Below are 11,950 nucleotides of genomic sequence, written 5' to 3'. Positions count from 1 at the left end.
GATCGAGGTTGCCAAAAAAGCAGATGTGGTTGTGGCCTTCGTGGGTCTGTCGCCCAGTCTCGAGGGAGAAGAGATGCCGGTGCATCTAGAGGGCTTCAGCGGGGGTGACCGAACCAAAATCAACCTGCCCCAACTGCAGGAGGATTTGCTACAGGCACCGACGGCAACACCCGCATCGCCACCGACGCGATCCAGGCGGCTGCGCGCGGCCACCATTTCTTGTCGGTCCACAAAAACGGCCAGGTCGCCATCGTGCAAACCAACGGCAACAAGGACTGCCACGTCATTCTGCGCGGCGGCAAGGCCCCTAACTACGATGCCGCGAGCGTGGCCGCGGCCTGCGTTGAACTCAGTGCCGCCAAAATGCCTGCCACCCTGATGGTTGATTGCAGCCATGCCAACAGCAGCAAGCAGCATGAAAAGCAAATCGAGGTGGCCCGCGATATTGCTGGGCAGGTGGCCGGTGGTTCGCGCCAGGTGTTCGGCCTGATGGTGGAGAGCCACCTGGTCGAAGGGGCCCAAAAATTCACCCCCGGCAAGACCGACCAGAAGTCGCTGGCCTACGGCCAGAGCATCACCGATGCCTGCCTGGGCTGGGACCAATCCCTGCAGACTTTGGAAATTTTGTCTGCCGCAGTCCAGGCCCGTCGGGTAAGCTGATGCGCAATGGACGTACCCGCTTCCATGGCAGAACGGGTACGTCGGTTTTGTGAACGGAGCGGCAGCATGGCACTGGATCGACCTATTTTCTGGCTGGGTTTGGCGGGTCTGTCGCCGCCGCAGCGCGCCGCTTTGGTCGCTGTTTTGCCCAGTCAGCCGACCAGTTTGCCCGCCTGGCGGATAGCCAAGTTTTCCGAAGCCGATGCCTGGTGCATTAGCGGCGCGGCCGCCCGGCTGCACGACGACGGTACCCTGACCGTGCCCGATAGCCGCAGCGCCGAGCCGGAGTTGCTGCTCAGGCTGGACCAGGTGGACCGGCCGCTGGCCTTCACGACCCCGCTGGCGGTACCGGAAATTGAACCCTTGACCACTTTTGAGCCCGAGTCCGAGCGCTCGGTGCGCATGGTGCTGAAAAAGTTTGAGGCCTGGCTGCAGCCTTTGCGGGCACAGTATTTTTTGGGGGCTTTGTTGCACCAGCGGGTCGGCAGCTTGCCGCAGGCGGTCTATGGGCTGACGCACCAGACGGTTTTGCTGGCGGTGGTGGATATTCCCAGGCGGCGTATCGACTATCTGGTAGATGCCAGCCCGGTGCAGTTGGAGCAGGCGGTGTGGGACCCGTGTGCGGCCAGCCCCGACGCACTGCCGCCCCGGTTCAAGCAAGTCAGTTTGCGGGCCGCCATGTGGCAGTTTGCCCAGCACTCGGCCGCCGACCTGCTGCCTGCAGCGTATCAAACCGATGCCATCCGCCTGCTGCGCCCGCCCCAGGTGCCCGAGGCCTGGCTCAAGGACTCCCTGCGCACGGTATTGCGCGCTCTGGAAATCGGCCCCACCAGCCTAGAGCAACTGCTGCAGAGCGGTGTCAACCCAGAGCAATTGCTGCGCGACCTGGGCAGCCTGTACTTCGATGGCGCGGTGTCTACCGCCACGGGCGAAGGGCACTGGTTGTTCTCGGCTAACCAGGACCCATAGCATTTCGGTTTAGCACCTTGACTTGAAATTTAAGTAAAAAGTGCCTTTGGCGCAGGATCTACCTGCGCTAGCAGCTATTAATTTTGTAGTGCTGCTAACAGCTTGGCATGGATGCCACCAAAGCCGCCATTGCTCATGCACAAGATATGGTCGCCCGGCTGGGCGGCTGCCACCACCTGGGCCACCAGCGCATCCACCGTGTCGGCCACCTGGGCCCGCGCACCCATGGGTTCCAGGGCGCTGTGGGCATCCCAGCCCAGGCCGCCGCTGTGGCAAAACGCCAGGTCGGCATCTTCCAGGCTCCACGGTAATTGCGCCTTCATTGCGCCCAGTTTCATGGTGTTGCTGCGCGGCTCAAACACCGCCAGGATGCGTTGGCCCGGCGCGATGCGGCGGCGCAAGCCGTCTACCGTGGTGCGGATGGCGGTGGGGTGGTGGGCAAAGTCGTCGTACACGGTGATGCCGCGCACGCTGCCGATGACTTCCATGCGGCGCTTTACGTTCTGGAACGCACCCAGCGCCCGCGCCGCCACGTCGGCAGGCACGCCCACGTGGTCGGCGGCCGCGATGGCGGCCAGCGCATTGAGCTGGTTGTGCACGCCGCCCAGCGCCCATTCCACCGTGGCCACGGGCTTGCCGCGTTGCAAGACCTCGAAGTGGTGCGGTTCGCCCTGGGCGGTGAAGTCGCTCACCGCCGCGCCAAAGCTGCGCACCTCGCTCCAGCAGCCCTGGTGCAGCACCCGCGCCAGGCTTTCCTCCAGTCCGTTGGTCACCACCCGGCCGGTGCTGGGCACGGTGCGCAGCAGGTGGTGGAACTGGCGCTCGATGGCGGGCAGGTCGTCAAAAATATCGGCGTGGTCGAATTCCAGGTTGTTCAGCACCGCCGTGCGCGGGCGGTAATGTACAAACTTGCTGCGCTTGTCGAAGAAGGCTGTGTCGTATTCGTCGGCCTCGATCACAAAGGTCTTGCCCGCGCCCAAACGGGCCGACACCCCGAAATTCAGCGGCACGCCGCCCACCAGAAAGCCCGGTTGCAGCCCGGCGTGCTCCAAAATCCAGGCCAGCATGCCGGTGGTGGTGGTTTTGCCGTGCGTACCGGCCACCGCCAGCACATGGCGGCCTTGCAGTACGTGCTCGGCCAGCCACTGTGGGCCGCTGGTGTAGGGAAGGCCCGCGTCCAGAATAGCTTCCATCAGCGGAAACTTGGGGCTGCCGTCGGCCGTGCGGGCGCGCGACACCACGTTGCCCACCACAAACATGTCGGGCTCCAGCGCCAACTGGTCGGCCGAGAAGCCTTCGATCAGCCCGATGTCCAGCGCCCGCAACTGGTCGCTCATGGGGGGGTAGACCCCTGCGTCGCAGCCCGTGACCCGGTGCCCAGCCTCCCGCGCCAAAGCGGCCAAACCTCCCATGAAGGTGCCGCAAATACCCAAAATATGAATGTGCATGCGGGGATTTTAGGGGTGGCCTTGCTGGCCACCCGGATTGGCAAAAAGGGCAGAATCACGGGCATGGATGCATTGACTCTTGAGATTGCCGAGACCGCCGCCCGCATGGTGGTGGAAGAAGGCCTGGAATACGGCCCGGCCAAGCGCCGCGCCGCCGCACATCTGGGTGCAGGCCGCGCCGCGTTGCCCGGCAACGACACCGTGGAAGACGCGGTGCGGGCCTATATTGCGCTGTTTTGTGGCGACACCCAGCCTGCCGAGTTGCGCGCCCTGCGCCAATTGGCCCTGACCTGGATGGAGCGCATGGCGGTTTTTCGGCCGCATTTGTGCGGCGCGGTGTGGCAGGGCACGGCGACGCGCTTGTCGGATGTGGCGATCCAGCTGTTTTGTGACGACTCTAAATCTGCGGAGATTGCGCTGATCGATCACCGCGTGCCCTATACCCCGGCTACTGTCACCGGGTTTCGTGGCGAGCCGGTCGAAGCATTGAGCTTTGCCAGCCTGAGCTCCGAGCTGGGCGAAACGGTGGGCGTGCATTTGATGGTGTACGACCTGGACGACTTGCGCGGGGCCCTGAAGCCCGACTCCAAAGGCCGCGCGCCCCGGGGGGACACCACTGCCGTGCGTCGTTTGCTGGCGGAGGGCGCTGCATGATGGCGGCATCTTCACGGCGAAGGCTGATGGGTGGGGTTGCAGCAGCGGCCGGGCTGGCAGGTGCAGGCGTGGCCTGGTGGAAGTACCAGCATGCTCCCATGTTATCGGGTGTGGAAGAGGCGTTGTGGGGGCTCCGTTTTGACACCCCCAGTGCCGGGCCACTGGCCATGCAGTCTTTGCGCGGCCGCCCGTTGCTGTTGAACTTCTGGGCCACTTGGTGCCCGCCGTGCGTGGAGGAAATGCCGATGATCAACCGCTTCTTTCAAGAAAATGCGGCCAATGGTTGGCAAGTTGTAGGGCTGGCGGTGGACCAGCCCAGCTCGGTGCGCACGTTTTTACAAAAAACGCCGGTAGCCTATCCTATTGGCATGGCCGGTTTGGGGGGCACGGAGCTGGGGCGGTCCCTGGGCAATCTGGCCGGTGGCTTGCCCTTTACGGTGGTGCTGGGGTCTTCCGGGACAGTGCTTCATCGTAAAATGGGCAGGGTTAGCCCTGCTGATTTACAGGTGTGGGTTGGATTGAAATAGGGCATTCGGTGGCAGTTTGACCACTATGTGGGCTGCTTTTTACGGTAGCCTGTCCACTGTAAATAAAAGAAATAAACGATCGTTGTGTGAAATTGGGGTAGATTCCACCCCTTTTCGTACATCGTGGCTGGAGGTTTTATGGATTTGCGCAAACTCAAAACGTTGATCGACTTGGTGTCTGATTCCAACGTGTCAGAACTAGAAATTACCGAAGCCGAGGGCAAGGTCCGTATCGTCAAGGGTGGCGGTGCGATGGTCTACCAAGCGGCCCAACCCACCATGGTGGCTGCGCCGGTGATGGCCGCGGCTCCCCAGGCGGTGGACGTGGTTCCTGCTGCACCAGCGGCCCCGGCAGGCCATGTGGTGAAGTCGCCAATGGTGGGTACTTTTTACCGTTCGTCCAGCCCGGGCGCCAAATCCTTTGTAGAGGTGGGCAGCCAGGTTAAAGAAGGCGACACCATCTGCATCATCGAAGCGATGAAGATACTGAACGAAATTGAAGCCGACAAAGCGGGCACCGTGGTGCAAATGCTGTGCGAAAACGGCCAAGCCGTCGAATACGGCCAGCCTTTGTACGTGATTGAGTAAACCTACAGAGTTTGGTGGCGCATGTTTAAAAAAATATTGATTGCAAATCGGGGGGAGATCGCCCTTCGCATCCAGCGGGCTTGCCGTGAAATGGGCATCAAGGCCGTCATGGTGTATTCCGAGGCAGACCGGGATGCCAAGTACGTCAAGCTGGCCGATGAAGCCGTGTGCATCGGACCTGCGGCTTCGGCCTTGAGCTACCTGAATATGCCCGCGCTGATTTCGGCTGCCGAAGTAACCGATGCCGAAGCGATCCATCCCGGTTACGGTTTTCTGAGCGAAAACGCCGATTTTGCCGAGCGCGTGGAAAAAAGCGGTTTCCAGTTCATCGGGCCTACGCCTGAAAACATCCGCATGATGGGCGATAAAGTGTCGGCCAAGCAAGCCATGATCAAAGCCGGTGTGCCCTGCGTGCCTGGCTCCGAAGGCGAACTATCGGACGACCCGGTGGTGATCAAGCGCACGGCCAAGGCGGTGGGCTATCCGGTGATCATCAAGGCGGCCGGCGGCGGTGGCGGTCGCGGCATGCGTGTGGTCCATACCGAGGCAGCCCTGATTAATGCAGTGCAAATGACCAAGGCCGAGGCCCTGGCCGCATTCAGCAATGGTGCGGTGTACATGGAGAAATACCTCCAGAACCCCCGCCACATCGAAATCCAGATCCTTGCCGACAAGTTTCGCAACGTGGTGTATTTGGGCGAGCGTGACTGCTCCATGCAGCGTCGCCACCAAAAGGTGCTGGAAGAAGCGCCTGCGCCTGGCATTCCCCGCAAACTGATTGAGCGCATTGGCGAGCGCTGCGCGGCGGCCTGTAAGAAAATTGGCTACCGGGGTGCGGGTACGTTTGAATTTCTGTACGAGAACGGGGAGTTTTATTTCATTGAAATGAACACCCGCGTGCAGGTTGAGCATCCTGTGACCGAGCTGATTACCGGTGTGGACATTGTGCGGACCCAGATCATGGTGGCGGCCGGTGAAAAACTGCCCTTCACCCAACGCCAGATCAGCATCCACGGCCATGCCATCGAATGCCGCGTCAACGCCGAAGACCCGTATAAATTTACGCCATCGCCTGGCCGTATCACCATGTGGCATCCACCCGGTGGTCCTGGCGTGCGCGTGGATTCGCATGTCTACACCAATTATTACGTGCCACCGAACTATGACTCCATGGTCGGCAAGATCATTGTGCACGGCGACACGCGCGAGCAGGCCATGGCGCGCATGCGTACGGCTTTGCTGGAAACCGTGATCGAAGGCATTAACACCAACATCCCGCTGCACCGCGAATTGATGGTCGATGCCAAGTTTATGGCGGGCGGTACCAATATCCATTACCTGGAAGAGTGGCTCTCACAGCACAAGCGCTAGATGTTTGAAATCAGTTTGATGTGCCCGCAAGACCGGGTCGAGGTGCTCAGCGACGCGCTGGATGCCCTGGATGCCCTCAGCGTAAGCGTGGAAGACGCGGACGCGCAGACCGATGCCGAGCAAGCCCTGTTTGGCGAGCCTGGCATGCCACCGCCCAAAGACGGCTGGCAGCGTTCGCGCATCCAGGCGCTGTTTGCCACCGAAGCACTGGCGCGCGATGCCGCCGATGTACTGGCGGTGCAAGATTTTTTTGCAGGTTGTGATCTGCTGGCGATTGTTACGGTGCCAGAGCAAGATTGGGTACGCCTGACGCAGTCGCAGTTCGCCCCGGTGGACATCACACCAGAGTTCTGGATTGTGCCGACCTGGCACGAGCCGCCTGCCCAGGCGACACGGGTAATCCGTCTCGACCCAGGGCTGGCCTTTGGCACCGGCACCCACCCCACCACCCGTATGTGCCTGCGCTGGATTGCCCGGCAGGATGCGGGCGCTTTAGTGCGGGTCCTGGATTACGGCTGTGGCTCGGGCATTTTGGCGATTGGTGCGGCCAAGTTCGGCGCAACCGACATCGATGCGGTGGATATTGACGATGCGGCGGTGCAGTCCACCGTGCTCAACGCCCACGCCAACCATGTACAGCTCAAGGCCGGTTTGCCGGACCAGGCGCAAGGTGCGTACGGCACAGTGTTAGCCAATATTCTGGCTACGCCGCTGAAGGTGCTGGCTCCATTGCTGTGCGCCCATGTGGCTCACGGTGGGGCTTTGGTGTTGGCCGGGATTCTGGAACGTCAGACCGACGAATTGAAAGCTGCTTACGCCCCGTATGCCGCTCTCGAAGTGTCGGACAGTGAAGACGGCTGGATCCTGATGACCGCCCGGTTTTAGACCGCTGCCTTTGTAGGCCCGTGCACGAAAGCCGTAGACCATGGCCTTGATTACGCGCTGCCCGGTATGCGGAACACTGTTCAAAGTAGTTCCTGACCAGCTTCGTATCTCCGAAGGCTGGGTGCGCTGCGGCCATTGTGCCGAGGTATTCGATGCTTCTGGTGATCTGCAGCAAAGCGATGCAGAGCAGCAAGGTGCCCAGCCGCTGGCCCCTTTGCCTGACGAGCCGTCTGAGCCACCCCCCCCGACATTTGTGCCGGAATGGATGCCCGAGCCTGTTGCCATGGCTCCTACAGAGCCCCCTTCCGCGCCCGTCAGCCTGCCCGATCCGGTACAGGAGATTCCCGAGCCGATCGTGTACTTGAATCCGGAGCCTGAGACGGCGCTATTCGCTGAATCCGAGACCGTCGAGCTGGCCGAAACGCTGTCCATTCCCATCGCCGAAGACACCTCGGACAGTGCGCCCGTTCTGGAAACTGAGCCCCATTTTGCGGAAGATGCTGCGGGCTATTCCTTTTCCCGTGAACCGTCCGCCCAGGCCCTGGTGCCGCGCCCGGTGTTGCGGGGGCTGTGGGGGGCTGCGGCCGGGCTGCTGCTGGTGGGCTTGGGACTGCAAAGCGTTGTCTATGGGCGTGACAGCATTGCTGCGACTTGGCCCGATACAAAACCGTTGTTGCAAGCCGTTTGTGCGCATATCGGGTGTACGGTGCAGGCTTTGCGGCAAATCGAAGCCATCGTCATCGACAGCTCCACCCTGAGTGCCCTGCAAAACGAGGATGCTTACCGTTTGAACTTGGTACTCAAGAACCCGACAAAACTCGATCTGGCAATGCCTGCCATTGAGTTTGTGTTGACCGATATCGACGAGCAGGCGGTGTTTCGGCGGGTGCTTACGCCGACCGAATTGGGCGCGGCATCCCGGGTGCTGTTTGCCGGACGCGAGTGGGCGAGCACGGTCGATCTGCGGGTCATTGACAACCCGAACAAGGGACGCATCGTCGGCTACCGGCTGCTGGCCTTTTATCCCTGAAAACGGGCATAAAAAAAGGCTCGGTACCTTGCGATACCGAGCCTGATACGGACCAGACTTATCCGATCAGGGCTTGTTAGCCGTAGGGAATGGCCAGGCTGCTTGCGGATTCAGGGTCGTTTGTGCCGATGCGGCTGCTGGGGCAGAGGCAGGTTTGGCTGCAGGTGCTTTGCTGGCCTTCTTGGCAGCAGCTTTAGGGGCGGCAGCTTTCGCTGCCGTTTTCTTGGGTTCCGCCTTGGCGACTACCGCTACCTTCTTGGCTGCGGTGGCCTTCTTGGCAGGCGCGGCAGCTTTTGTAGCTGCTTTGGGTGCCGGTGCGGTAGCTTTCTTGGCTGGTGCGGCCTTGGCCGGAGTTGCTTTGGCTACAACCGCCTTAGCGACGGCAACTTTCTTTGCTGGAGCCGCTTTCTTCGCGGTCGCAGCTTTGGTTGCAACGGCTTTGACCGGTGCCGCTTTCACAGAGGCCGTTTTGACAGGCGCGGCTTTGACTGCGACCACTTTCTTAGCGGGAGCTGCCTTTTTAGCGGGAGCGGCTGCCTTCTTTGCGGGTGCTGCCTTGGCTGGCGCTGCCTTCACAGCGGCTACCTTTACGGCGACCGGTTTGGCGGCGGTTTTAGCGGGAGCTACTTTTTTTGCAGCGACGACCTTGGAAGGGGTTGCCGTCTTTGCGGGGGTGGCCTTTTTTGCGGCCGGTTTTTTTGCAGTTGCCATTATTTTCTCCTTGATCTGTTTACAAAGAGCACTTTATACCGATTGTTAGGCATAGAGCGATGCATGGTGTTGGGCGGATGCCCAGCACCATGGACTCGGGAGCGCAAAAACGGGCTGACACGGGTGTGCGGGCTGGGGTTTGCGCGGTATTTAAAAGCATGGACGTGAGGGCATTCAATCCCAAGAAAGTGCACCGCCTGATTGGTACTCAATCACGCGGGTTTCAAAGAAATTGCGCTCTTTCTTCAGGTCAATCATTTCGCTCATCCACGGGAACGGATTCTCTTCATGCGGGAAGCAGGCTTCTAGGCCAATCTGGGTAGCGCGGCGATTGGCGATGTAGCGCAGATAGCCCTTGAACATGGAGGCGTTCATCCCCAGCACGCCACGTGGCATGGTGTCCTCGGCATATTGGTATTCCAGTTCTACCGCGCGCACGAACAGGTCTTTGATCTCGACTTTGAATTCCGCCGTCCACAGATGTGGATTTTCCAGCTTGAGCTGGTTGATCAGGTCGATGCCAAAGTTGCAGTGCATGGATTCGTCGCGCAGGATGTACTGGTACTGCTCGGCGGCACCGGTCATCTTGTTTTGGCGGCCCAGTGCCAGGATCTGCGTGAAGCCGACGTAGAAGAACAGGCCTTCCATCAGGCAGGCAAACACGATCAGCGACTTGAGCAGGGTCTGGTCGGTCTCGGTCGTGCCGGTGTGAAAGTTGGGGTCCATGATCGCTTCGATGAAGGGGATCAGGAACTGGTCTTTGTTGCGGATCGATGCGACTTCGTTGTAGGCGTTGAATATCTCGCTCTCGTCCAGACCCAGCGACTCTACGATGTACTGGTAGGCGTGGGTGTGAATGGCTTCTTCAAACGCCTGGCGCAGCAGGAACTGGCGGCACTCCGGGGCTGTGATGTGGCGGTAGGTGCCCAGCACGATGTTGTTGGCGGCCAGCGAGTCGGCGGTTACAAAGAAGCCGAGGTTGCGCTTGACGATGCGGCGCTCGTCTTCGGTCAGACCATTCGGGTCTTTCCATAAGGCGATGTCGCGGGTCATGTTGACCTCTTGGGGCATCCAGTGGTTGGCGCAGGATGCTAGGTACTTTTCCCAGGCCCATTTGTACTTGAACGGCACCAACTGGTTGACATCGGTCTGGCCGTTGATGATGCGTTTGTCGGCGGCGTTGACGCGGCGTGCTGCCGTGGCTTGCACGGCGACGTGGGCGGTGGCGGTGTCCATGGCCGAGGGGGCGACAAATGGGCTTGCCGAAGGTGTTGCGGAGGGCGTGTCAGCCGAAAAAACAGCGTGGGCTTCCACGCGGCCGGTGGGTAAGCCGAGAGGCGCTACAGATGGCGGTGAGGGCTTGACGTCTTCGTCCCAGGTCAACATAGATTTTCCAATGCTAGGATTATGAGAGCAGCACCGGAAAATGAAAAGTATTCATTTCCAATGCCGCTATTTTCAGAGGGTTTGTTGCTCAATCACATCGTAAAAATAAGCTTTTTACGATGCCTTGGCGGGCTTACTGGCAGGCTTCGCAGCCAGGGTCGTCAATTGCGCAAAACTTGATGTCGGTCGCGGGATTGGCGCTGAGGGCATCGGCGTTCATTTGCTGGCGCGCGGCCACGGCGGCGGTGTCGATGGCACTCATGGCTTGGCTAGGTGCCTGGCCCGAAGATACGGCGTTCATGCGACCTGCAGCTACGGTTGATTTCTCGACGTGGGTAGCGCTGCGGGTGCGCAGGTAGTAGGTTGTTTTCAGGCCACGCGTCCAGGCCAGCTTGTAGGTGTCGTCGAGCTTCTTGCCCGAAGCACCTGCCATGTAGATGTTCAGCGACTGGGCCTGGTCAATCCACTTCTGACGGCGCGACGCGGCTTCCACCAACCAAGTAGTTTCGACTTCAAAGGCAGTGCGGTACAGCGCCTTGATTTCATGCGGCACGCGGTCGATGGATTGCAATGAACCGTCAAAGTGCTTCAGGTCCATCAGCATCACGTTGTCCCACAGGCCCAGGCGCTTCAAGTCGTGCACCAGGTAGCTGTTGATGACGGTGAACTCACCCGACAAATTGGACTTCACCGACAGGTTGCCGAAGCAAGGTTCGATGGACGCATCCACGCCAATGATGTTGGAGATGGTGGCGGTGGGCGCAATGGCGACGCAGTTGGAGTTGCGCATGCCGTCGGCCTGGATTTTCTGGCGCAAGCTGCTCCAGTCCAGAGTGGCGGAGCGGTCCACATCCACGTAGCCACCACGGGCCTTGGCCAGCAAGTCCAGGGTGTCCAGCGGCAGGATGCCCTGGTCCCATAGCGAACCTTTGTAGCTGGAGTACTGGCCACGCTCTTTGGCCAGTTCGCTGGAGGCCCAATAAGCGAAGTAGCAGATGGCTTCCATGGAGGTGTCGGCAAAGGCTACGGCGGCCTCGCTAGCGTAGGGGATGCGCAGCGCATACAGACTGTCCTGGAAGCCCATCAAGCCCAGGCCGACCGGGCGGTGCAGCATGTTGGAGTTGCGGGCCTTGGTGACAGCGTAGTAGTTGATGTCGATCACGTTGTCCAGCATGCGCATGGCCGTGGTGATCGTTTTTTGCAGCTTGGCGTGGTCGAGTGCACCGTCCTTGATGTGTTGCAGCAGGTTTACCGAGCCCAGGTTGCAGACGGCGGTTTCGGTGTCGCTGGTGTTCAGCGTGATCTCGGTGCACAGGTTGCTGGAGTGCACTACACCGGCATGTTGCTGGGGGCTGCGCACATTGCAGGCATCCTTGAACGTGATCCAAGGGTGGCCGGTTTCAAACAGCATGGTCAGCATCTTGCGCCACAGGTCGCTCGCGGGCAGGGTGCGCGAAGGCATGATTTCACCGCGCTGGGCCCGGGCTTCGTAGGCGACGTAGGCGGTCTCGAATTCAGCGCCAAATTTGTCGTGCAGATCGGGTACGTTGTTGGGCGAGAACAGGGTCCAGCTACCGCCTTCCATGACACGGCGCATGAACAGATCCGGCACCCAGTTGGCGGTATTCATGTCGTGGGTGCGGCGGCGGTCGTCGCCGGTGTTCTTGCGCAGCTCCAGGAACTCTTCGATATCCAAATGCCAGGTTTCTAGGTAGGTGCAG

11 protein-coding genes and 1 pseudogene are annotated in these 11,950 nt (G+C 60.4%); 8 read left to right on the top strand and 4 right to left on the bottom strand.

Annotated elements, in window-relative coordinates; genetic code table 11:
* Positions 1 to 153: 153 nt before the first annotated feature.
* Positions 154 to 660 (top strand): annotated as a pseudogene (locus ABI213_RS11680) (3-deoxy-7-phosphoheptulonate synthase); the annotation flags it as partial.
* A 66-nt stretch (positions 661 to 726) separates the two neighbouring features.
* Complete coding sequence (locus tag ABI213_RS11675) at positions 727 to 1,629, top strand: hypothetical protein (protein WP_348004939.1); 903 nt, start codon at positions 727 to 729, stop codon at positions 1,627 to 1,629.
* A gap of 77 nt (positions 1,630 to 1,706) precedes the next feature.
* On the opposite strand, the gene mpl is transcribed toward ABI213_RS11675, so the two are convergent.
* On the bottom strand, positions 1,707 to 3,077 hold the full coding sequence (gene mpl, locus ABI213_RS11670; protein WP_348004938.1) for a UDP-N-acetylmuramate:L-alanyl-gamma-D-glutamyl-meso-diaminopimelate ligase: 1,371 nt from the start codon (positions 3,075 to 3,077) through the stop codon (positions 1,707 to 1,709).
* A 63-nt stretch (positions 3,078 to 3,140) separates the two neighbouring features.
* On the opposite strand from mpl, the gene ABI213_RS11665 reads away from it, so the two are divergent.
* From ABI213_RS11665 to ABI213_RS11640, 6 genes are all read left to right on the top strand, one after another.
* A complete protein-coding gene (locus ABI213_RS11665; protein ID WP_348027209.1) occupies positions 3,141 to 3,731 on the top strand; it encodes a hypothetical protein in 591 nt (196 codons plus the stop codon).
* A complete protein-coding gene (locus tag ABI213_RS11660) occupies positions 3,731 to 4,258 on the top strand; it encodes a TlpA disulfide reductase family protein (RefSeq protein WP_348004941.1) in 528 nt (175 codons plus the stop codon). Before ABI213_RS11665 ends, ABI213_RS11660 begins: the two co-directional genes overlap by 1 nt.
* 138 nt (positions 4,259 to 4,396) lie before the next feature.
* Positions 4,397 to 4,846 carry an acetyl-CoA carboxylase biotin carboxyl carrier protein gene (accB, locus tag ABI213_RS11655; protein WP_348004936.1) on the top strand — a complete coding sequence of 150 codons (450 nt, stop codon included), beginning with the start codon at positions 4,397 to 4,399 and terminating at the stop codon, positions 4,844 to 4,846.
* 21 nt (positions 4,847 to 4,867) lie between these two features.
* The gene (gene accC / locus ABI213_RS11650; protein WP_348004935.1) at positions 4,868 to 6,217 is read left to right on the top strand and encodes an acetyl-CoA carboxylase biotin carboxylase subunit; all 1,350 of its coding nucleotides are present in this window, start codon (positions 4,868 to 4,870) and stop codon (positions 6,215 to 6,217) included.
* Positions 6,218 to 7,102 carry a 50S ribosomal protein L11 methyltransferase gene (prmA, locus tag ABI213_RS11645; RefSeq protein ID WP_348004934.1) on the top strand — a complete coding sequence of 295 codons (885 nt, stop codon included), beginning with the start codon at positions 6,218 to 6,220 and terminating at the stop codon, positions 7,100 to 7,102.
* A 40-nt stretch (positions 7,103 to 7,142) separates the two neighbouring features.
* The gene (locus tag ABI213_RS11640) at positions 7,143 to 8,132 is read left to right on the top strand and encodes a DUF3426 domain-containing protein (protein WP_348004933.1); all 990 of its coding nucleotides are present in this window, start codon (positions 7,143 to 7,145) and stop codon (positions 8,130 to 8,132) included.
* Between the two features lie 66 nt (positions 8,133 to 8,198).
* Here ABI213_RS11640 and ABI213_RS11635 read toward each other — a convergent pair whose 3' ends face one another.
* The 3 genes from ABI213_RS11635 to ABI213_RS11625 all read right to left on the bottom strand — a co-directional run.
* Complete coding sequence (locus ABI213_RS11635) at positions 8,199 to 8,843, bottom strand: histone (RefSeq protein WP_348004932.1); 645 nt, start codon at positions 8,841 to 8,843, stop codon at positions 8,199 to 8,201.
* A 174-nt stretch (positions 8,844 to 9,017) separates the two neighbouring features.
* Positions 9,018 to 10,229 carry a ribonucleotide-diphosphate reductase subunit beta gene (locus ABI213_RS11630; RefSeq protein WP_348004931.1) on the bottom strand — a complete coding sequence of 404 codons (1,212 nt, stop codon included), beginning with the start codon at positions 10,227 to 10,229 and terminating at the stop codon, positions 9,018 to 9,020.
* A gap of 133 nt (positions 10,230 to 10,362) precedes the next feature.
* A partial coding sequence (locus ABI213_RS11625) for a ribonucleoside-diphosphate reductase subunit alpha (RefSeq protein WP_348027207.1) occupies positions 10,363 to 11,950 on the bottom strand: 1,588 nt, incomplete at its 5' end.

It is taken from the genome of Rhodoferax sp., assembly GCF_039922535.1.
GTDB lineage: Bacteria > Pseudomonadota > Gammaproteobacteria > Burkholderiales > Burkholderiaceae_C > Rhodoferax_B.
This window is presented reverse-complemented; position numbering and strand designations above follow the sequence as displayed.

Bases quoted from the DNA above. Each gene is read 5' to 3' on its own strand.
- ABI213_RS11675 (WP_348004939.1), top strand. From the start codon at position 727: ATGGCACTGGATCGACCTATTTTCTGGCTGGGTTTGGCGGGTCTGTCG.
- mpl (WP_348004938.1), bottom strand. From the start codon at position 3,077: ATGCACATTCATATTTTGGGTATTTGCGGCACCTTCATGGGAGGTTTG.
- ABI213_RS11665 (WP_348027209.1), top strand. From the start codon at position 3,141: ATGGATGCATTGACTCTTGAGATTGCCGAGACCGCCGCCCGCATGGTG.
- ABI213_RS11660 (WP_348004941.1), top strand. From the start codon at position 3,731: ATGGCGGCATCTTCACGGCGAAGGCTGATGGGTGGGGTTGCAGCAGCG.
- accB (WP_348004936.1), top strand. From the start codon at position 4,397: ATGGATTTGCGCAAACTCAAAACGTTGATCGACTTGGTGTCTGATTCC.
- accC (WP_348004935.1), top strand. From the start codon at position 4,868: ATGTTTAAAAAAATATTGATTGCAAATCGGGGGGAGATCGCCCTTCGC.
- prmA (WP_348004934.1), top strand. From the start codon at position 6,218: ATGTTTGAAATCAGTTTGATGTGCCCGCAAGACCGGGTCGAGGTGCTC.
- ABI213_RS11640 (WP_348004933.1), top strand. From the start codon at position 7,143: ATGGCCTTGATTACGCGCTGCCCGGTATGCGGAACACTGTTCAAAGTA.
- ABI213_RS11635 (WP_348004932.1), bottom strand. From the start codon at position 8,843: ATGGCAACTGCAAAAAAACCGGCCGCAAAAAAGGCCACCCCCGCAAAG.
- ABI213_RS11630 (WP_348004931.1), bottom strand. From the start codon at position 10,229: ATGTTGACCTGGGACGAAGACGTCAAGCCCTCACCGCCATCTGTAGCG.